Origin of the sequence: Pyxidicoccus sp. MSG2 (genome assembly GCF_026626705.1) — a bacterium.
Lineage (GTDB): Bacteria > Myxococcota > Myxococcia > Myxococcales > Myxococcaceae > Myxococcus.
Map to the genome: position 1 here is coordinate 498,007 of NZ_JAPNKC010000001.1, position 19,487 is coordinate 517,493.

Here is a 19,487-nt window from a genome sequence, read left to right on the forward strand (position 1 = left end):
ACCGGCGCCTCTCCCAGCGGAAGCGCCGTGTGCGGCCGTCACGGGCGAGTGTCAAACGAGGGGGCGCCTTTCGGGCTTCCCGGTGACTACCCGCGGCGCCAGTCCTGGCGCGGGGCCACCTGGGTGCGGCGGTCCTCGCGCCGCTCGTGGCGGTCCTCCCGCTGCTCACGCCGGTCCTCGCGCAGCTCCTGCCGCCCCTGGTTCAGCTCCTGCTGTCCCAGCTCGATGAGCTCCACGATGAGAGCGCGCTTGTGGTTGAGCGCCCCACCCCGCCGCTGCCCCTCCAGCTGGGCCAGCTCCCGGGCAATCACCTGGCGCGAGCGCAGCGCGGCGGCCTCCACCCGCGCGTCGCGGCGGTCATCACGCACGTCGCGGCGGTCATCGCGCACGTCGCGGCGGTCATTCCGGTACGCCGCGCTCCGGCGCCACCCGGCGTCGTCCCGCGCCTCCCACTGCTCGGAGCGCAGCTCGCGCTCGCTGCGGCGCGCCTCGCGCACGTCCGACGCCAGCTCCGCGTGGCTCTCCGCCAGCTCCGCCCGCAGCAGCCCGCGCAGCGTGTTCTCCACCGCGACCATGTCCCGCTCGCTCCGTCGCGCCCACGCGGCGTCGAAGCGCGCGAGCACGGCCTGCAGCTCCTGCACGTCGCGCTTGTCGTCCCGCTGCTCGCGGCGGTCCTGTCGCAGCTCCTGGTGGTCCTGGGCGCGCTCCGTGCGGTTGCGGCGGGAGTCGGCGGCCTGGGCACTGCCGGCAAGGAGGAGGGCGGCGACCAGTGCGGAAGAGAAGCGGTTCATGGGGTGTGTCCTCGGGGGCGCTAGGGCCCGTTGTCGCGTTCGGGAAGATGGACGGGAGCAGCCCTACTTTATTCGCATCCCCGGCCTGGTCATTCGAGGGCCCAGGAGTGCGCTCCCACGGCCCGTGAAGTCGCAAGACCTACACAGCCCCCACGAAGAAGGGGCCCGGACGTTTCGCGGTCCGGGCCCCCAGGGACTTCCGTCAGGACTCACCGGGGACTACGGCTGCAGCTCCCAGACGGAGCGGCCGAACGTGGCGGCGCGCACCAGGCTGGAGTCCGGGAGCACCTGCACGTCCGTCACCTCGACGAGCGGCATGCCGGCGCCGAAGCGCGTCCACGAGGCGCCCGCGTCGGTGGAGCGGTACACGCCCAGGTGCGTGGCGGCGTACAGCGTGGCGCTGCTGCCGGGGTCCACGGTGACGGTATTCACCGGCACGCCCGCGGGCAGGCCGTTCTCGATGGCCGTCCAGCTGGCGCCGAAGTCCGTGGACTTCCACAGGTGGTTCTTCGTCCCGTCCGGGGCCACCGAGCCCACGTAGAGGATGTTGTGGTCGGCCGGGTCGAAGGTGATGTCGCTCAGGCTCAGGCCGTTGTTGGGCAGCGCCGCGGGCGTCGTCCAGGTGGAGCCGCCGTTGCTCGACAGGAACACGCGGCCGCCGCTGGCGACCACGCCGACGACGCTCGCGTTGGACTTCGCCGCGGCCACGTTGCGGATGAACAGGTTGGTGGTGGGCAGGCCGCTGACGCCGAGCGCCGTCCACGCGCTGCCGAAGTTCGTGGACTTGTACACCTTGGTGTTCGAGTGCGTGTAGACGGTGTTGCCCGTGGCGTCCGCGAGCCCCAGGGCCAGGCGGGTGGTGAACGGCGCGGTGCTGCTGTTGTTGCACTCGGTGATGCCGCTGCACGCGGACACCCAGTTGAGGCCGCCGTCGGTGCTGCGCTGGATGCGCGCGTAGTACAGCGAGCCGAGCATCAGGTTCCCGTTGGTGGGGTGGATTTCGCAGTCGAACCCGTCGCCGCCAATCTCCTGGTTGTAGACGGCGGTGTTGCTGACGCGCACGCGGGTGCCGTTGTCCTGCAGGCCCGCGATGACGGCGTTGCGGTTCGCCCCGGAGATGCCGATGTCGTAGATGAGGTGCGAGGCGATGCCCACGTTCATCGAGTCGCTGAAGGTGGCGCCGCCGTCGGTGGAGAAGAAGATGCCGCCGTCATTGCCGATGTAGAGCTTCGTGCCCGTGGGGTCGAAGGTCGCCGCGTGGAAGTCCGCGTGCACGTACGGCAGGGAGAACTGCCCCAGCCAGTTGGAGACCTGGGAGTACGTCGAGCCACCGTCGGTGGTCTTCGCCAGGTGCAGCGCGCCGCCGAAGAACACGAGGTTCGGGTTCGTGGGGCTGACGATGAGCAACTGGTCGTACCAGCCCTGGGTATTGAAGAGGGTGCTGACGGTGCGCCCCTCCGCGTTGCCATTCTTGTAGCGCTTGGCACCGGCGGACAGCGCGGTCCACGTGGTGCCGCCGTTGGTGGACTTGAAGATGTCCGCCAGGTCGCCGCTGGGGTTGGCGGCCAGCGCGTAGACGGTGTTCCGGTTGGACGGCGCCGCGGCGACGGTGATGCGCTCCAGGCCCGCGCTGGCCGTCACGCCCGTGGCGCGCGTCCACGTGGCCCCGTTGTCGCTGGAGGCCCAGATCTGCCCCTGGTACGTGCCGCTGGCGGCGAGCGGGTCCGCGTCGACGCTGGCGACGAACTTCGTGCCGCCGGTCCACTCAATCGACCAGCCGTAGGGCGCCCCGGCGAAGCCGGTGCTCATGGAGATGGAGGACCAGGTGGCGCCCGCGTCCACCGAGCGGAACAGGCCCGCGCTGGTGGCCGCCAGGACGACGTTGCTGTCGCCCGGCGCGACGATGAGGTCGGCAATCTCCGTGGCGGCGCCCAGATACACCGGCGTGAACCAGGTGTTCCCGCCGTCGGTGGACTTCACCAGGCCCAGGCCCGTGCCGTCGAACGGGTCGCCGAGGCCCAGGTACAGGGTGTTGCTGTTGTTCGGGTCGATGGCCAGCGAGCCCGTGGACAGGCTGCCCAGCGTCTCCGACCTGGGAGTCCAGGTGGTGCCACCGTCGGTGGTCTTCCAGACGCCGCCGCCAGAGAAGGCCACATAGATGATGGAGGGGTTGTTCTTGTCGACGATGATGTCGCGCACGCGGCCCGCGTCCGTCTTGTTCAGGCTGGTGCTGCCGTTCTGCATGTAGTTGGCCTTGGTGGGGCCGATGTTCACCCACGTCGTGCCCGTGGCGGCGATGGACGCCGTCGGGTCACCCGACGCGGTGATGCTCGTGCTGGTGCCCGGCAGCAGGGAGGCGTACTTCGCGCGCTCCTTCGCCGCCGCGTCATTCATGAACTTGCGGAACGAGGGCGACCACGGGCCCCCCTTGCGCAGCCCCTTGCCGTGCGGCTTCGCGTAGGACTCGTTGTACCACTCGTCCATCGCCCGCTTGCGCGCGTTGGGGTCGTCCTTCTCCCCCGCCAACGACGCGCCACTCATGACCACCACCGCTGCCGCAACCAACCGCTGCCATTTCTTGAGCTGGGACATCCGTGCTCCTGCGAGGTGAAGAGGTCGCCGTGCGGCCCGGGGGGAGTCCGTGATGTAGGGCTTTTCGGCTTATTGGGACCAGGGGTTGAACACCCGGATTCCCCGTTCCGGCCTGGGAGACTCCATCCACCCCCGAGCGGCCACTTCACACTCGCAGCACGATTATGCTGCCCACCGACATGACCTCTTCGCTCGCCGCGCACTTCCCCGCCCTGCGCTCTGGCTTCAGCTACCTGGACAATGCCGCCGGGGCCCAGGTGCCCTCGCACACCATCGACGCCATCTCCCAATTCCTCTCCGGCGGGAGCTGCAACGTGGGTCAGCCCTACCCTGCCTCGGTGGCGGCGACGGAATTGAAGGCGCGGGCGCGGGCGGCCACGGCGGAGTTCCTCCACTGCCAGCCCGAGGAGGTGATGCTGGGCACCAGCGCCACCTCGCTCACCTTCCAGCTCGGGCGCGCCTTCTCACGCCTGTTCCGGGCGGGCGACGAGGTGGTCATCTCCGAGCTGGAGCATGAGTCCAACGCGACGCCCTGGCGGATGCTGGAAGCGCAGGGCGTGGGCGTGAAGACCTGGCGCGCGCGCTGGCCCGAAGGGCGCCTGGAGCCGGCGGACCTGCGGGCGCTGCTCACGCCGCGCACGCGGCTGGTGGCGGTGACGGCGGCGGCCAACTCGGTGGGGGCCACTCCGGACCTGGCTGCCGCGGCGGAACTGGCGCACGGCGTGGGCGCGTGGCTCATCGTGGACGCGGTGCACTCCAGCCCGCACCACCTGCCTGACGTGAAGGGCTGGGGCGCGGACTTCGCCACCTTCTCCCAGTACAAGGTGTTCGGCCCGCACCTGGGCTGCCTGTACGTGCGGCGCGAACTGCTGGCGGGGCTGCCCGCGGACAAGCTCTGGTTCGTGCCGGACGACAGCCCGCAGAAGTTCGAGCCGGGCACCGCCAACCATGAGGCCCTGGCCGGCTGGCTGGGCTCGCTGGCCTACCTGCGCGAGGTGCTTGGAGGAGGACAGCCAGGGCGCGCCGGGCTGGAGACGGCATTCCGGCGCATCGAGTCCCTGGAGCGTCCGCTGCTGGAGTCCACGCTGGAGCGGCTGCTCGCCAACCCACGCGTGCGGCTGTATGGCCCGCGCGAGCCCCGGGGACGCGTGGCCACCTTCTGCTTCAACGTGCAGGGTGTGCCGCCGCGCGCGGTGGCGGAGCACCTGGCGGCACGGGGCGTGGGCGTGGCCGCGGGCCACTACTACGCCACCCTGGCCGCCCAGGCGCTGGGCCTCATGCCCGACGGCGCCGTGCGCGCCTCGCTGCTGCACTACAACACCGCCGAGGACGTGGACCGGCTCATCGCCGGACTGGACTCGCTGCGCTGACGGCCCCGCCATGAAGCTCCTGCGGTCCTTCCTGGAGGGCGCGGCGCGCCCCGCGGCCCCCGAAGAGGCGGACGAGCTCGCCCGCCAGCTCGCTGACGCCCTGGCCCGCGCCCGCGAGGCGTGGCCCGGCGTGGAGGTGGCCGCGGAGGACTTCGCGCGACACCTGGGAGCGCGCGTGGCGCGGGAGGCCTCGCTGACGGACGGGCTGCGCGCCCTGGCCGTGGAGGACCTCTACCTGGCGCGGGCGTGCCTCGCGGGGGACAGGGTGGCGCTCGACGGCCTCCAGCGCGCGGTGCTGGTGCCGGTGTCGCGGGCGGTGCGACGGGTGGACGCGTCAGACGCCTTCGTGGACGAGGTGCTCCAGCTCACGCGCATGAAGCTGCTGGTGGGCGGGGCGCGCCAGGAGCCGCGCCTGGCGGAGTATGCCGGACGGGGCGCGCTGCGGCGCTGGACGGAGGCCGTGGCGCTGGGCGTGGCGGTGGGACTCAAGCGCGGGGCGGTGAAGGCCCTGCCGCTGGACGACGCGCCGCTCGTGTCGGAGCTGCACACCGCGGACCCGGAGCTGGCGCTGATGCAGGAGCGCTACCGCCCCGCCTTCCGGGCCGCCTTCGCGGAGGCGCTGTCCGGCTTGTCGCCCAGGGACAGGAACCTCCTGCGGCTGAGCCTGGTGCAGAACCTGGGCGTGGAGTCGCTGGGCACGCTCCACCAGGTGCACGCCTCCACCATCTCCCGCTGGCTCGCGAAGGCCCGCCAGTCCCTCCTCGAGGACACCCGCGCCGCGCTCGCACGGAGGCTGGCGCTCACGACGTCGCAGCTCGACAGCCTGCTGCGCGTCATGGACGCCAGCCTGGCGGTGAGCCTGTCCTCGCTGCTGGACGAAGGATGAACGCATGAGCCCGCCTCCCCTCCCCGGCTGCCTCGACGAGTCGCAATTGCTCGACCTGGCCGACGGCGTGGCGCCGGAGGCCCTGCGCGTGAGCGCCGAGGCCCACGTGGATGGCTGCGCCGCCTGCCGCGAGCTGCTCGCAGGCTTCCTCCAGGCCCGGGCCCCGGCCGCGTCCGCAGGCGGGCCCGCCGAGGTGCCCACCCAGGCCGTCACCACCCTCCTCCAGGACACCCGTGTCTCCTCCGCACTGCGCCCGCGCGCGCTGGAGCGGGGCACGCTGCTGGGGCGCTACGTGGTGCTCGAGCGGCTGGGCGCCGGGGGCATGGGCGTGGTGTATGCGGCGTATGACCCGGGCATCGACCGGCGCATCGGCCTGAAGCTCGTGCAGGCCCCGTCCGGCGTGGAGGGCGCCACCGAGCGGCTGCTGGACGAGGCCCGCGCGGCGGCGCGCACCCAGCACCCGCACGTCGTCGCCGTGCATGACGTGGGCGTCGTCGGCAACCTCGTCTTCATCGCCCTGGAGCTGGTGGACGGGGGCACGCTGCGCCAGCACCTCGCGGCCCGCCACCCGGGCTGGCGCGAGGTGGTGCGCCTGTACCTCCAGGCCGGACGGGGGCTGGCGGCCGCGCACGCGGCGGGCGTCGTCCACCGCGACTTCAAGCCGGACAACGTCCTGATGGACCGCGCGGGGCGGGCGCGGGTGACGGACTTCGGGCTGGCGCGCTTCGCTTCCTCCACGGAGCCCGCCCTCGCCTCCTCTGGAACTCCTGACAGCGGCCCAGGCAGCGGCAAAGCCGGAGTGGCCACGTCGGTGGCGGGCACGCCGGGCTACATCGCCCCGGAGGCGCTCGCGGGCGGGCTCGTGGACGCGCACTCGGACCAGTACAGCTTCTGCGTGGCGCTTTACGAGGGGCTCTACGGGACGAGGCCCGGTGCCCCCGGGGAGCGCGCGGCGCAGGAGCGCGCCTCAGTACCCCGCGCGGTGCACACCGCCGTGGAGCGGGGCCTGGCCCCGGTGCCGGAGGAGCGGCACGCGTCGATGGACGCCCTCCTCAGCGCGCTGGAACGGGCGGTGTCCCCGCGCGCGGCCCGCTTCGCCGGAGGGCTGGGCGCGGGCATCGGCGTGGCGGCCGCGATTGCCGCCGTCTTCGTGGCTCGCGGGCCGCGGCCCTGCACGGACAGCCTTCAACGGCTCCAGGGTGCCTGGGACACGGCGCGCGGCGCGGCGCTGCGGCGCACCTTCCTCGGCTCGGGGGCCCCGGGCGCGGCGTCGCTGCATTCGGCCGTTCATCAGACGCTGGAGGCGTACGCAGCTGCCTGGGCAGGCGCGCACCAGGATGCGTGCGAGGCGACGCGGGTGCGGGGCGAGCAGTCCGAGGCGGCGTTGGACCTGCGCATGCACTGCCTGGAGCGGCGCAAGCGCGAGCTGGGGGCCACGGTGGAACTGCTCCTCGCCGCGGACCCGGACGCGGTGCTGAGCGCGCCCCAGACGGTGCGCGGACTGGAGCCGGTGTCCGACTGCGCCGACATGGAGGCGCTCGCCCGTCCCATGCCGCGGCCCACGCGGGGGCCCGAGGCCGTGCGTGTCCGCGCCGCGTACGACAGGCTGGCGGAGGCGATGGCGCGCGACAACGCGGGGCGCTGGAAGGAGGCCGCGGAGATTGCGGCCACGGTGGCCGCCGAGGCGGAGGCCGTCGGGTACAAGCCGCTGCTCGGCGAGGCGCTGCTCACGCAAGGGCGCTCCCTCCAGCACCAGCGCCAGGAGAAGGAAGCGGCGGTGCGCCTGCGGCGGGCGGCCCTGGCGTCGCAGGCCGGCCGCGACGACGTGCACGCCGCGGAGGCCTTCATCAACCTCGTCTTCGTGGAGGGCGAGCTGGCGGAGCGCCCGGAGCAGGCGGAGCTGTGGCGGGAGCTGGCGCAGTCGCTGCTGGAGCGCATCGGCGGTGATGACCGGCTGGAGGGAAACCTGGCCTTCCAACAGGGACTCGTGCTGGTGCGCCAGGGCCGCGCGGCCGAGGCCATTCCCCTGCTGCGCAAATGCCTCGCCATGCGCGAGCGGGCCTTCGGGAAGGACCATGCCTACCTCGTGGACGCGATGCTCACGCTGGGCACCGCGCTGCGGAGCGTGGGTCAGATGGAGGAAGCCCTCGCCGCCCAGCAGCGGACCCGGACGCTCATCGTGCGCAACTTCGGACCGGACCACCCCTACGTCGCGATGACTCTCAACAACATCGCGGGCACGTACGCCGCCATGCACCGGTACGACGAGGCACTCGCGGCCTTCGCGGAGAGCCTGGCCACGTTCGAGCGGGCCTCTGGGCCCGGGCAGCCCGTGCCCTATGTCCTCGGCCTCTACGGCAACATGGGCGCGGTGCACCTGGGCCGCGGAGACTTCGAGCAGGCGCGGCGCACGCTGGAGCAGGGCTGGCGGCTGGCCTTGGAGCACCGGCCGCCCGGCCACCCGGACCGCGCCTCGCTGGCGGGCCCGCTGGCGCTGGCGCTCACGAACCTGGGACGCACCGACGAGGCGCTGCGCCTGGTGCAGTCCGTGCGCGGGGAGCTGGACGCGGCGGAGGCGGACGGGCGCAACAGCGTGCGCAGCGCCGAGCTGCTGCAACAGGAGGCGGAGGTGCTGCTGCGCGTGGGCCGCTTCGAGCCGGCCGCGAGCGCCGCGCGCCGGGCCGCTGTGATGCTGCGCACGCTGGGGGCCCAGGACGAGCTGGCGGGCGCCCTCTCCACACTGGGCCTGGCGCTGCTCGGCGGGGGCCGCCTCCCCGAGGCGGAGCGCGTGGCGCGAGAGGCGCTGGAGCTGCGGCTGAAGCTGGCGGAGCCCCAGCCGTCCAAGCTGTCGGAGCCCCGGGCCGTGCTCGGCCGGGTGCTGCTGGCGCGAGGGGACGCGGCGGGCGCGAGAGTCCAGCTGGAGCAGGCCGTGGCGGGCTGGGAGGAGGACGGCGCGAGCCCGCTCGAGCTGGCCACCACCCGCTTCGCGCTCGCCCGGGCCCTGCGGCAAGACGGGGGTGATTCCGCCCGAGCCCGGACCCTGGCGCTCGCCGTCCGCGACGCGGTGGCCCCCACCGCCGAGCCGCGCCTCGTGCCGCTCGACGAGGTGGACGCGTTTCTTGGCGTACACTCGGCCGCACGATGAACCGCGAAGAAGCGAACCAGGCCCTGGACCTCATCCGCCGCGTCGTCTCCCAGGCGAAGGATGACTCGGCGCTGCAGAACTGGGGCGTCATCTGGATGCTCCATGCCTTCGTCAACGCCGCGGGCTTCGCGGCGACGGACTGGCTGTGGACGGCGGGACACCACACCCCCGGCCCCTATGCCCTGCTGTGGGCCGGAGTGCTGGCCTTCAACATCGTCAGCATCTTCGTGCTCAAGCGAGGGCAGACGGCGGGGGCGCGCTCGTTCGTCGAGCGGCAGATCTGGGCCATCTGGACCACCTTCATCGCCGGCATGTTGCTGGTGGCCGTCCTCAACTGGCTGCTCGGGCTGGACAGGCTCTTCATGCCCGCGGTGGCATGCGTCCTCTTCGGCACGGCCTTCGCCATGATGGGCGCGCTGATGGGCCGCGTCTGGTACGCGGTGGCCGCGGGCCTCGCACTGGCCGCGCTGGGGATGACGCAGGTACCGGACCACGCCTTCGGCCTCCTGGGCGTGGTGTGGTTCGCCACGCAGTTCAGCGGAGGCTTCGCGCTGCACCGGGCCCGACGCCGCAGGCTGGCCGCCGGGGGCGCCGGGGCGCGGCTGGTATGAATCCCGAGCTGCTCGCCGCCCTGGTGGCCATCGCCGCGGAGCCGCTCGGGCTGGGCGGGGCCGAGCTGCGCCGGCGGCTGAGGGAGGCCGGGGTGAAGGTGCCGAGCCAGGCCCTCCAGGACCTGGCCTCCGCCGGCCTGGTGCACGCGCAACGCGAGGTGTGGTTCCTGACGCCCGCGGGGCACCAGGCGCTGCGCGACGTGGAGGCCGCGCTCGCCGGGGCGCATGACCCGAGCCCCACGTCCCCCGGCATGGAGGAGTGCCCGTCGGTGCCCTGGCTCACCCAGGTGCAGACGCACTGGGTGGAGGCGGTGTCCCTCAACTACGCGGTGGAGCCGGAGCGGCTGGCCCGGCTGCTGCCCGCCTCGCTGGAGCCGGAGGTGTTCCACGGCACCGCGTGGGTGCAGGTGCTGATGTCGTCGCTGCGGGACATGCGGCCCCAGGGCATCAGCCCGCTGCTGGGCGTGTGTTTCTACCAGGTGAGCTACCGCGCGGCGGTGCGCTACCGGAACGCGAAGGGCGACTGGCGGCGCGGCGGCTACTTCGTGCGCAGCGAGACGAACGACCCGGTGATGCGCCGCGTGGGCAACGCGCTGAAGGAGTTCAAGTTCCACGAGTTCGGCGAGGCGCACATGGTGATGGCGCGCGAGGGGGACTTGCTCACCGCCGCGGTGGACCCGGAGCCGGAGTTCCACGGAGGCAAGCTGGTGGGTGTCTTCGACACGCGCCCGAGCGTCCACCCTCCCCCTGGCAGCGTGTGGAAGGGGCTGGAAGACCTGCACGAGCCGCTGGTGGAGTGCTACGACGCGCTCGGCGTGGCGGACGGGTATGTCTACGTGCTCACCATCGACCGCGAGCCGTGGAACGCGCGCTTCGTCACGCCAGTGCAGCTCTACTGCGAGTACTTCGCCGAGGGCCCGCTGGCCCCGGGCGCGAGGCTGGACTCGGTGCTGCACCTCACCGAGTGCGCCTACCGTTGGAGGCCGCTGAGGAGGGAGCAACATGCGCGCTGAGCGACGTCACGGGAACGGATGGGGCGGCCGCGGTGTCCCAGGCCGCATGAGGACTCTCGCCGCCTGTCTGCTGCTGTTCACCGCGCTCTCCGCGAATGCGGAGGACTCCCGGGTCGCCGCCGCGCGCAAGGCCCGGGCGCCCGTGGTCGCCGCGCTGTTCAAGGACGCGGGGGTGGCCTGGCCGCCGGAGCAGCTGTACGTGCGCGCCTTCAAGCACGAGCGCGAGCTGGAGGTCTGGGCGGGGCCTAAGGCGGGGCCGCTGGTGAAGGTGAAGACGTATCCCTTCTGCGCGGCCTCGGGGGAGCTCGGCCCGAAGCGGCAGCAGGGCGACCTGCAGGTGCCCGAGGGCTTCTACGACATCGACCTGTTCAACCCCTACAGCAACTACCACCTGTCCATGCGGGTCAGCTATCCGAACGCGGCGGACAGGCGCCACACCCCGCCAGGCACGGACCCGGGCGGGCAGATCTTCGTCCACGGCAACTGCGTGAGCATTGGCTGCATCGCCATCCAGGACGAGCCGATTGAAGAGCTGTACCTGATGGTGCTGGACACGCGCGCGAAGACGAAGCGCAACGTCCCCATCCACATCTTCCCGCGCAGGTTGGATGCCGCGGGCCTGAAGGCATTGGAGACGGGCCGCGAGGCGACGGACCCGCTCGTCACCTTCTGGCGCAGCCTCCAGCCGGCCTACAGCCTCTTCGAGGAGGCCCGGTACATTCCCATCACGTCGGTGGATGCGAAGACGGGCGCCTACGTGGTGAAGCCGGCGCGCCAGGCCCGGACCGCGGACAGCGCGCGCCGGTAGGGCCCACCAGCCGCTACGGGTACATCAGCCGGGCGCCCTGCTTGTCGAGCGCGGTCAGGACCAGGTCTCCCGCCTGCCCGCCGCCGCACTGCGGATAGTTCATGATGGAGTTGGGGTCATAGGCAGTCAGCCGGCACGTGACAGGGCCCTCGTAGCAGCTGGACCCTTCCGGATAATCGTGGCGGAAGCCGAGCGCGTGTCCCAGCTCGTGCCGCAGCACCCCGGTCAGCGTCCAGGGCGCGATGTTTCCGAACGCGCTCGTGCTGATGAGGACGTTGCGACCCGAGCGGGAGGTGTTCGGAAAGAACGAGCGCGCCAGATACGAAGTGGTGGTGGTCTGGCGCACGTCGAAGACGACGCCGGTCTGAGAGGCTGTGCAGTTGCCGTCGAACTGGCTCAGGTGCTTGAAGTTGACGTTGGCCGTCGCTTCCCAGGCGGCGGTCGCGGAGTTCATCGCGCTCACCACCGTGGCGTAGCGGCTGCCGAAGCTGGTGCTGCTGATGCAGTAGGTCAGGTTCTGCGCGGCGGTGGCGGACCACTTGATGGGCATGCCCATGCTGTCGCAATAGGCGGCGAGCGCGTCCTGTCGCGTGCCCAGCTCGGGGTTGACGAACGTGTCGTAGTACCGGCGGAGCCCGTCGACGCCTTCGACCGCCGTGTCACCGTTGACGACGAAGACGTCCGAGTCGGGCTCGTCGTGAGCCGCCGCCTTGAAGTCCTCGAAGGACATCCCCTGCCGCGACGCCTCGGAGGGATGCTCGGGCCCGGCTTCGGGCCTTCCGCACGCCGAGCCCAGCAGGGACACACCAACCAGCAACGCCATGGAGCGGATGTTGCGCATGGGCTTCCTTTATCACGGAACCCATGCCCAACCGGAAAGAATAGCCTAATCAGAAGAACTGGTCATGGTGTCACGGCGGCGGCGAACTTCCTCTTGCCGTCGTGGATGGTCAGGATGACCGCCGGCTTCACGGGGTTGCGGTTGGCGTCCATCGTCAGAGTGCCCGTGGCACCGGGGAAGTCCTTCGTCGCGGCGAGCGCGTCGCGGATGGCGGGCCCGGAGAGGGAGCCGGCCCGGGCAATGGCGGCGAGGGCCACGCGGGCGGCGTCATAGCCGAGCGCGGACGCGGCCTCGGGGGAGCGGCCGTAGCGGGCGCGGAACGCGGTGATGAAGCGCTGCAGCTCCGGCGCGGGGTTGTCCTCCGCGTAGTGCGACGAGTAGTACGCGCCCTCAAGCGCGCCGCCCGCCAGCTCGAAGATGCGGTCGGACTCCCAGCCGTCGCCGCCGAGCAGCGGCTGCGTCATGCCCAATTCGCGCGCCTGGCGGGCGATGACGCCCACCTCGCTGTAGAAGCCCGGCAGATAGAGCGCCTGGGGCTTCACCTTCTTCACGGACAGGAGCGGCGCGCGGTAGTCGGTGTCGCCCTTGGAGTAGGTCTCCACCGCGACCACCGTCCCGCCGAGCTTCTTGAAGGCCGCCTGGAAGGCCTCGCTGAGGCCGAGCGACGACGCATTCCTCGCGTCATGCAGCACGGCCACGCGGTCGAGCTTGAGGTTCTCCCGGGCGAAGCGCGCCATGGCGCCACCCTGGAACGGGTCGGTGAAGCAGGTGCGGAAGATGTAGTCGCCCTTCTTCGTCACGTCCGGATGGGTGGCGGAGGGCGTCACCATGGGCACCCGCGCGGCCTGCACCGCGTTCGCGATGGCGAGCGAGCCCGAGGACGTCACGTCTCCGAGGATGAGCACCACGCGGTCCTGCGTGAGGAGTCGCTGCGCGGCGGCCACGGACTCCTCGATGCGACCCTGGGTGTCATAGGAGCGCAGCTCCACCTTCCGGCCCATCACCCCGCCCGCGGCATTGGCCTCCTCCACCGCGAACTGGATGCCGTCGCGCACCACGGTGCCGAACGACGCCTCCGAGCCCGTGAGACTGCCCAGGGTGCCGATGACGATGGGCCCTGTCTCCGAGGCGGCCTGGGGCTTCGGCGCGGCCTCCGGAGCGGATGGCGCGGGTGGGGCCTTCCGCTCGCAGGCGAGGGTTCCCAGGACGAGGACTGCGAGGAGGGGGACGAGACGGGGCATGGGCTCTCCGGGCGCGCACTCTCGCACGAGCGGGGGCGGAGGTCAGAACACCTTGCCCGGGTTGAGGATGCCGAGCGGGTCCAGCGCGCTCTTGATGGCGTGGTGCAGGTGGAGCCCTCCCGCGCCGAGCTGTTCCCCGAGGAAGGGGCGCTTGAGCGCGCCGACGCCGTGCTCGCCGGTGATGGTGCCGCCCAGCTCCAGCGCCGCGCGGAGGATGTCATCGAACGCGGCGCGGGCCCGCGCCAGGGCTGCGGGGTCGTTCCGGTCGAAGACGACGGTGGGATGCATGTTGCCATCGCCGGCATGGCCGAAGGTGCCGATGAGCACGTCCCTCCGCGAGGCAATCCCCTCCACCGCCGCGAGCAGGTCCGTGATGCGCGACAGTGGAACGCCCACGTCGTCGAGCAGCGTGGCGCCCTGCTTCTCCAGCGCGGGATAGGCAAGCCGGCGGGCCTGCATCAGCAACTCGCCCTCGGCCTCATCGGCGGACTGCGCGACGAAGGTGGCCCCGGCGGCCTCGCAGGCCGCGGCCATGTGAGCGACTTCCGCGACGCCCTGCTCTCCTCCCGCGTCGGAGCGGGCCAGCAGGAGGGCCGCCGCGTTGACGTCCAGCCCCATGGGTCCGTGGGCCTCCACGGCGCGGACGGTGGCGCGGTCCATGAGCTCCAGGAGCGAGGGACGCGTGGACGCCATGATTTCCGTCACGGCCACGCCCGCTCCGACGAGCGTGGGGAACGAAGCCACGAGCGTGGTCGCCTTCGGCGGACGGGGCCGGAGCTTCAACGTGGCCTCGGTGATGACGCCGAGCGTGCCCTCGGAGCCGACGAACAGGCGGGTGAGGCCATAGCCCGCGGCGTTCTTCATCGTGCGCCCGCCGGTGCGGACGACGGAGCCATCCGCGAGGACGGCCTCCAGCCCGAGCACGGCATCCCCCGTCACTCCGTACTTCACGCAGCACAGGCCGCCCGCGTTGGTGGCGAGGTTGCCGCCAATGGAGGAGAACTCCCAGCTCGCGGGGTCGGGCGCATACCAGAGCCCCTGCTCCGCCGCGGCGGCCTTCACCGCGGCGTTGAGCGCTCCGGGTTGCACGACGGCGAACATGCCGCGCCGGTCGACCTCCAACACACGGTTCATGCGCGAGAGCGAGAGGACGATGCAGCCGTCCACCGCGTTCGCCCCACCCGACAGCCCAGAGCCTGCCCCCCGAGGCACCACGGGAACCCGGAGGGCGGAGGCCACTCGGAGCACGGCCTGCACCTCAGTGGTGGACGCGGGGCGGACGAGGACGCGAGGAGTCCCGGCGGGAGCCCACTCGGCCTGGTCGCGCCGGTGGGCTTCGAGCACGTCGGCGTCGGTGACGAGCGACTCCGGAGGCAGTACCGCCGCCAGCTCCCGCAACAGGTCCGCTGTCCCCTGGGTCGTCACCGTGCACCTCCGAGGCCGCACTGTGCTTCAACCCGGAGGCGCATCCCAGCCTTCCCGCTCAGAGTCGGTCGAGGAACCTGAGCAGGTCCTGCTTCTGCGCGGGGCTGAGTGACTCGGGGAGCCCGCCTGGATTCTCCGGCGGGTGGATGGCCGGCAGGTTCAGCGAAGTCGTAACGGGCAGGATGAACCGGCTGTAGGTATCCACGGCGTCCTTCAACGTCTGGTGGCTGTTGTCGTGGAAGTACGGTGCCGTCCCCGCGACGCCTCGAAGCGTAGGGATGTCGAAGAGCTCGAAGTCCAGCGGGTCGCCGGTGATGAGCGCGCGGCCCGCATCCGTGGTGAACCACTGCGGGGCGAAATTGGGGCCGACAATCGGGGCGCCGTTCTCGTCCAGCTTCGGATTGCCATCGTACGGGTCCCCGCTGGCCGTCACGGGAATGGGCGGGAGGTCCGTCACCTGCTGCTGGCGCGTGCCATCCGTGTAGAAGCGGAAACGATACCGGGGCAGCTCGACGGAGGCGTTGTAGGAGGGGAACTGTCCGAGCTGTCCCAGATAGGAGAAGAACCCGAACCCCACGTTGAGGAACGTGTCATCCGCGCGCGGCACCGCCACGGGAACGGGGCCCACCTCCGGGACGAGGGTGAACACGACATTGCCCTCGGGCTTCAGGAGAAATCCCTGTCGCGCGAGCTGATTCAGCTCCGGGTGCACGACGTCCGTCAGCGTGGCACCGCCGTGGCATCCCTCGCAGGCGGCCTGGAAGACCTTCCGGCCGCGCTTCTCCTGAGAGCTGAGCAGCATGAAGTCCTCGGGAATGGGGACCTGGGCGCGAGGAACTCCGGCGGCGAGCCACTGCGCGACGAGCCACGCGCGAGGTGACGAGAACACGCTCCGCTCGAAGTCCGCGAGCTTCCGCAGCTGCGCCAGCGGCACCGTGCCGCCCTGGCTGTGGCTGGTGATGGCGGACTGGGCCTGCGGCTCCAGGTGGGCCTCGCGGCCGTCGTACTGGAACGCACCGGTGATGGCGGTGTCCTGGATGCTCGGCACCGCGCGCCACACGGCGACCTTCCGGTCGGCGGGGGTGATGACCTGGCCGTCGACGTCGATGACATCCATGTTGGAGGGAAGCGGCAGCACCACGCGCACGAGCCCCTTCCGGAGGTGCTCGTACGTGGGGACGGCCGCGTCCGGGTCGTCCGCGTCGATTCGGTTGAAGAGCGGATCGTTCGGGTTGGCGGCCAGACGCGCCTCGACGTTCGAGGGAGGCAGGGCCGTGCTCTCATCGAGGACGTGACACGTGGCGCATGAGCGCCCGTTGGTATTCGCGAACGCCTCGGTGAAGAGCTTCTTGCCCGCGGACGTGCTGCCCAATTCGGAAGTGGCCTGGGCCTCCACCGTGGGCGCTGGAGCCCGCGCTTCGTCCTGAACTGAATCCGTGCAGCCGGAAGGTCCGCCGAGTGCGAGCGCACCGGTCAGACACGCGATGAAGCGCCTGCGAACCATGGGTTTGTCTCCGCGGTGAGTGGCGGGACGAAAACACCGGGGTCCGGAAGAACTGTCACCCCGCGGAGGTCCGTTGCCTCCGCATCTCTTCCAGGAAGGCGAGGTCCTCGGGGCCGGCCTTGAAAGGCTTCCCGACATCGAGCGCCGCGTGCGTTCGCACCATCAGTCGTAGGAAGTCGAGAACCGGCTGGACGTTTGGCGCCGCATCCATTGGCAGTGCAGGCAGCGACCGAACCATCTTCACGATCCGCTCCACCCACGGCTCCGCTTCCGAGTGGCGCCCCTCCTTGAGCAGCTTCTGCCCCTCCTCCATGCAACCCAGGATGAACATTGCCACGCAAGACCACCTGAGACCTTCAATCAACGGCTTCAACTCATCATCCGCGACACCCGCCACGACGGCGCCGCACTCGGCGAGCACTCCATATTCGCGGAGCGATTCCGGACGATGCCGCTCCGCATTCAACTCATTGAATCGCTGCCACGCGGCGAGCGCCCACAGTCGCTGCGCCTCCCAGGATGGCAAGGCCGCCAGCTCCGACCACGGCTTTGGCAACTCTTCGTCGGGGAGCAGCACCAGTTGCTGGAATTGCCATGCATCCTGCTCGGTCCATGGGAAGCCCTGCTCCTCGCAGAATCGCTGGAGGCGAGAGAGGTTCATCTGCGACGTGAACACCGGCCCGAGGAAACCTCCCCACTGTGAGGGAGGAGTTGCGATTGCGCCCCGCCAGGACTCATCCGGGGCCTGTGCCAGCATGGCCTGGCGAAGCAGGGGCGCCAGGGGGAACTCTCCGCCTGCCAGCATCAGCAGCGAGAGGGGCAGCTTTCGCGCCTCCTCGTCGATTCCCTCGAGATGTGTCTCCAGCGCGCCGCGACATACCGCCGTCAATCGGATGAGCCCGAGGACGAGCTGGCTGAGCGCCTCGGTACCCACGGCATCGACGAGGGGCAGGAGCGCCCGCGTCACCTCCCGCATGGCGCGAAGGCCCGTGCCGATTGCGTTCGGATTCAGGCTTTGCTTTTCAGAGACCACCTCCGCGATGTCATCGAGCAGCTCTGGCCGGATGAGGGCATCCGACTTCAGCCACTGATCCACCGCCTCCTTGGAAACGTCCAGCGCGTCCGCGAGGGCCTCGCGCGTGACACCGGCCTCCTTGAGAATCTTCCGCAAGACATGTGGCAGCAGGAGCTCACCGATATCCCTCTTCGGCGTTGTTACCGCTGGCAAGTCCAACGGAACCCCCTTCAGGAGCAGGAGGCTCCCGAGGCGCATGGCCATTTCCACGCTGACCAGCCGCAGGGCGGCCATGGTGGTGAAGACCGTCGGCTCCATGGGCAGTGCGGCCTTGAGCCGGGCGCAGATGTCGTCCCACCAGGTGACATGATCCATGACGAGCTGACTCAAGCCCTCAATCAACTGCGTGTAGTCCTGAATCTCACCAGCGGGATGCGTGCCGCCCGCCCCCTTATGGATGACCGCCGCGACCATCTCCTCGATGATTTCGCGGCGTGTCTGCTCATGGATGTGCTCGCCGCCGCAGAACTTGCGCCAGGTGCGCTCCTTGGCGCTTCGCTTCGGCTTCCAGTCGATGAGCCGCGCGATTCCTCCGAGGACCTCACCGCTCGTCGGAAGGAGCCCTGCCCATTTCCGCTGCCGGAGTTTGCGCTTCATGCCTTCTCTCCTCCGGGCCTCGAAAGCCGGCGCCCGGTGCTGATTGTCGCTCAGGACATGCTGGTGTGTCCCGAAGCCAGAGGCAGCGGAGTGACTTCGGCAAGCGCCAGCCCCCGGGTCAGAACGCACCGAAGTCGAGGAAGCGGTGCTCCCGACGGAGGACGCGCCGCACAGAGGTGAGCACGGTCCTGGACACTTCGGCGCCCGGGCAGGAGATGACCACCGTCAGCGCCGCCCCGGCGGGAGTGGTCCACTTCTGGTGGGAACCTCCGCGAGGAGCGGAGGGTTGGCACCCCAAGCGCCGGAGCGCCTGCAGGAGTTCACGAACCTTCGGACGATAGGACATGGAGCCTCCCGCAGCCGAGACAGGCGGCTGCAAGAAGCCTTCTGCTTGTTTCATGTCTGTGTTTCGACGGAGCGACTTCGGCACGCAGAGCCCCGCGCTTGCCGTTCCTACTCCGCTGACATGGAATGTCTGCCATTGTCTTTGCACGTCGCGGGCCCGGTTCCTGGCATCATCCGGAACCGAGGAGGACGCATGCACCCGGGCGTTACATTCACCGTCGATGACACCGAGGACTGGCACGTGCCCGTCGCGGGCCCGGGCCTGTTGCTGGACGTGCCTGCGCGGGGGCGCTGGCTGCAGCGCCCCGCCCTGCACCTGGAGGCCGCGCCGGGCTACCACCTACGACTGGTGAGCGGAGGCCAGCCGCTGCTCTGGGTGCGCATCGCGGATTACTGGGACCAGTGCATCCTGGTCCGCGGGACGGCGCACACGCCATGGCGCCTGCCGCCACTCTCGGCGCCCGAGCTGCGCACCGTGACGCACGCGCCCGGAACACCCGCGTGGTGGGAAGCCTGGGCGCGGAAGCTGGGACGCGCGCTCGTGGAGACGCCCGAGTCGGTGCTCCACACGGGCCGGTGGTGCCTGCGGCCCGTGCGGCCCCGCCCGGCGGAAAGCTCCTCACGCCATGCCGTCAGCACGATGGAATGGTCGTTTGGCCAACCGCCCGCACCGCCGCATTCACTGGACGCCGTGCTGCGCTTCCAGCCCGCCTGGGCGGAGCACTGGTGGGAGGACCTGCCCCGGCACAACCCCGGCGTCTTGCTGCCGTTGCGAGCACCGTCAGACGCGGAAGACGGCCGCATCAAGAGCTGGCGCAAGCACGCGAGGGACGGGACGCTGCCCCCGGCGCTGCTGCTCTACGTGGATATCCTCTCGAAGTGGCTGGTGCTGGACGGGCATGACCGCATCCACGCGGCGCTGCTCGAAGGCCAGGAGCCGCCGCTGCTGGGGCTCTGGCCCTACATCGAGACGCGGCGCCCCGAGAGCAGGGTCCGCGAGGAAGGCGCCCTGATTGGCGCCGAGCTTCAACTGCGCGCCGGGGCGACGCCGGAGGTCATCGACCGCGTCAATCGCCAGTTGCTGCGGAGCTTCAACTGGCCTGAGCGAGGCACCATCACCCGCGCGTGGCCCCTCGCGGGAGGCTTCGAGGCCTGGCGGGCCGAGGTGCTCGCGTGGCGGGGGCGGAACACGGTTCCCCTGGCGGAGAATGACTGGGATTGGTTCGTCTCCGCCAGGGACTGA

14 protein-coding genes are annotated in these 19,487 nt (G+C 70.9%); 7 read left to right on the top strand and 7 right to left on the bottom strand.

The window, feature by feature from the left end; translation table 11 throughout:
• Positions 1-86: 86 nt before the first annotated feature.
• Both OV427_RS02145 and OV427_RS02150 read right to left on the bottom strand, forming a co-directional pair.
• Complete coding sequence (locus OV427_RS02145) at positions 87-791, bottom strand: hypothetical protein (RefSeq protein WP_267854445.1); 705 nt, start codon at positions 789-791, stop codon at positions 87-89.
• A gap of 219 nt (positions 792-1,010) precedes the next feature.
• Positions 1,011-3,383 (bottom strand): WD40/YVTN/BNR-like repeat-containing protein, encoded by a 2,373-nt coding sequence (locus tag OV427_RS02150; protein WP_267854446.1) that lies wholly within the window; start codon positions 3,381-3,383, stop codon positions 1,011-1,013.
• Between the two features lie 179 nt (positions 3,384-3,562).
• On the opposite strand from OV427_RS02150, the gene OV427_RS02155 reads away from it, so the two are divergent.
• The 6 genes from OV427_RS02155 to OV427_RS02180 are packed head-to-tail and all read left to right on the top strand — an operon-like array spanning position 3,563 to position 11,216.
• On the top strand, positions 3,563-4,753 hold the full coding sequence (locus OV427_RS02155) for a cysteine desulfurase-like protein (RefSeq protein ID WP_267854447.1): 1,191 nt from the start codon (positions 3,563-3,565) through the stop codon (positions 4,751-4,753).
• A gap of 10 nt (positions 4,754-4,763) precedes the next feature.
• Positions 4,764-5,639, top strand: coding sequence for an RNA polymerase subunit sigma-70 (locus OV427_RS02160; protein WP_267854448.1), 876 nt, complete (start codon positions 4,764-4,766; stop codon positions 5,637-5,639).
• Positions 5,640-5,643: 4 nt separating this feature from the next.
• Positions 5,644-8,784, top strand: coding sequence for a serine/threonine-protein kinase (locus tag OV427_RS02165; RefSeq protein ID WP_267854449.1), 3,141 nt, complete (start codon positions 5,644-5,646; stop codon positions 8,782-8,784).
• Positions 8,781-9,395 (top strand): hypothetical protein, encoded by a 615-nt coding sequence (locus OV427_RS02170; protein ID WP_267854450.1) that lies wholly within the window; start codon positions 8,781-8,783, stop codon positions 9,393-9,395. Before OV427_RS02165 ends, OV427_RS02170 begins: the two co-directional genes overlap by 4 nt.
• Entirely contained in the window at positions 9,392-10,408 is a 1,017-nt protein-coding gene (locus tag OV427_RS02175) for a DUF2071 domain-containing protein (RefSeq protein WP_267854451.1), read from the top strand. Before OV427_RS02170 ends, OV427_RS02175 begins: the two co-directional genes overlap by 4 nt.
• Positions 10,409-10,454: 46 nt before the next feature.
• Complete coding sequence (locus OV427_RS02180) at positions 10,455-11,216, top strand: L,D-transpeptidase family protein (protein ID WP_267854452.1); 762 nt, start codon at positions 10,455-10,457, stop codon at positions 11,214-11,216.
• Between the two features lie 13 nt (positions 11,217-11,229).
• On the opposite strand, the gene OV427_RS02185 is transcribed toward OV427_RS02180, so the two are convergent.
• The 5 genes from OV427_RS02185 to OV427_RS02205 all read right to left on the bottom strand — a co-directional run bounded on the left by OV427_RS02185 (position 11,230) and on the right by OV427_RS02205 (position 17,899).
• Positions 11,230-12,057 (bottom strand): M57 family metalloprotease, encoded by an 828-nt coding sequence (locus OV427_RS02185; protein WP_267854453.1) that lies wholly within the window; start codon positions 12,055-12,057, stop codon positions 11,230-11,232.
• Positions 12,058-12,119: 62 nt separating this feature from the next.
• On the bottom strand, positions 12,120-13,298 hold the full coding sequence (locus OV427_RS02190) for an ABC transporter substrate-binding protein (RefSeq protein WP_267854454.1): 1,179 nt from the start codon (positions 13,296-13,298) through the stop codon (positions 12,120-12,122).
• A gap of 42 nt (positions 13,299-13,340) precedes the next feature.
• Positions 13,341-14,723, bottom strand: coding sequence for an FAD-binding oxidoreductase (locus OV427_RS02195; RefSeq protein WP_267854455.1), 1,383 nt, complete (start codon positions 14,721-14,723; stop codon positions 13,341-13,343).
• A 58-nt stretch (positions 14,724-14,781) separates the two neighbouring features.
• The gene (locus OV427_RS02200) at positions 14,782-16,227 is read right to left on the bottom strand and encodes a cytochrome c peroxidase (protein WP_267854456.1); all 1,446 of its coding nucleotides are present in this window, start codon (positions 16,225-16,227) and stop codon (positions 14,782-14,784) included.
• Positions 16,228-16,282: 55 nt separating this feature from the next.
• On the bottom strand, positions 16,283-17,899 hold the full coding sequence (locus OV427_RS02205) for a helix-turn-helix domain-containing protein (protein WP_267854457.1): 1,617 nt from the start codon (positions 17,897-17,899) through the stop codon (positions 16,283-16,285).
• Between the two features lie 538 nt (positions 17,900-18,437).
• Between OV427_RS02205 and OV427_RS02210 the strand changes: the two genes are divergently transcribed.
• Positions 18,438-19,487: a hypothetical protein gene (locus OV427_RS02210; RefSeq protein WP_267854458.1), complete on the top strand. Its 1,050-nt coding sequence runs from the start codon at positions 18,438-18,440 to the stop codon at positions 19,485-19,487.

Bases quoted from the DNA above. Each gene is read 5' to 3' on its own strand.
- OV427_RS02145 (WP_267854445.1), bottom strand. From the start codon at position 791: ATGAACCGCTTCTCTTCCGCACTGGTCGCCGCCCTCCTCCTTGCCGGC.
- OV427_RS02150 (WP_267854446.1), bottom strand. From the start codon at position 3,383: ATGTCCCAGCTCAAGAAATGGCAGCGGTTGGTTGCGGCAGCGGTGGTG.
- OV427_RS02155 (WP_267854447.1), top strand. From the start codon at position 3,563: ATGACCTCTTCGCTCGCCGCGCACTTCCCCGCCCTGCGCTCTGGCTTC.
- OV427_RS02160 (WP_267854448.1), top strand. From the start codon at position 4,764: ATGAAGCTCCTGCGGTCCTTCCTGGAGGGCGCGGCGCGCCCCGCGGCC.
- OV427_RS02165 (WP_267854449.1), top strand. From the start codon at position 5,644: ATGAGCCCGCCTCCCCTCCCCGGCTGCCTCGACGAGTCGCAATTGCTC.
- OV427_RS02170 (WP_267854450.1), top strand. From the start codon at position 8,781: ATGAACCGCGAAGAAGCGAACCAGGCCCTGGACCTCATCCGCCGCGTC.
- OV427_RS02175 (WP_267854451.1), top strand. From the start codon at position 9,392: ATGAATCCCGAGCTGCTCGCCGCCCTGGTGGCCATCGCCGCGGAGCCG.
- OV427_RS02180 (WP_267854452.1), top strand. From the start codon at position 10,455: ATGAGGACTCTCGCCGCCTGTCTGCTGCTGTTCACCGCGCTCTCCGCG.
- OV427_RS02185 (WP_267854453.1), bottom strand. From the start codon at position 12,057: ATGCGCAACATCCGCTCCATGGCGTTGCTGGTTGGTGTGTCCCTGCTG.
- OV427_RS02190 (WP_267854454.1), bottom strand. From the start codon at position 13,298: ATGCCCCGTCTCGTCCCCCTCCTCGCAGTCCTCGTCCTGGGAACCCTC.
- OV427_RS02200 (WP_267854456.1), bottom strand. From the start codon at position 16,227: ATGGTTCGCAGGCGCTTCATCGCGTGTCTGACCGGTGCGCTCGCACTC.
- OV427_RS02205 (WP_267854457.1), bottom strand. From the start codon at position 17,899: ATGAAGCGCAAACTCCGGCAGCGGAAATGGGCAGGGCTCCTTCCGACG.
- OV427_RS02210 (WP_267854458.1), top strand. From the start codon at position 18,438: ATGCACCCGGGCGTTACATTCACCGTCGATGACACCGAGGACTGGCAC.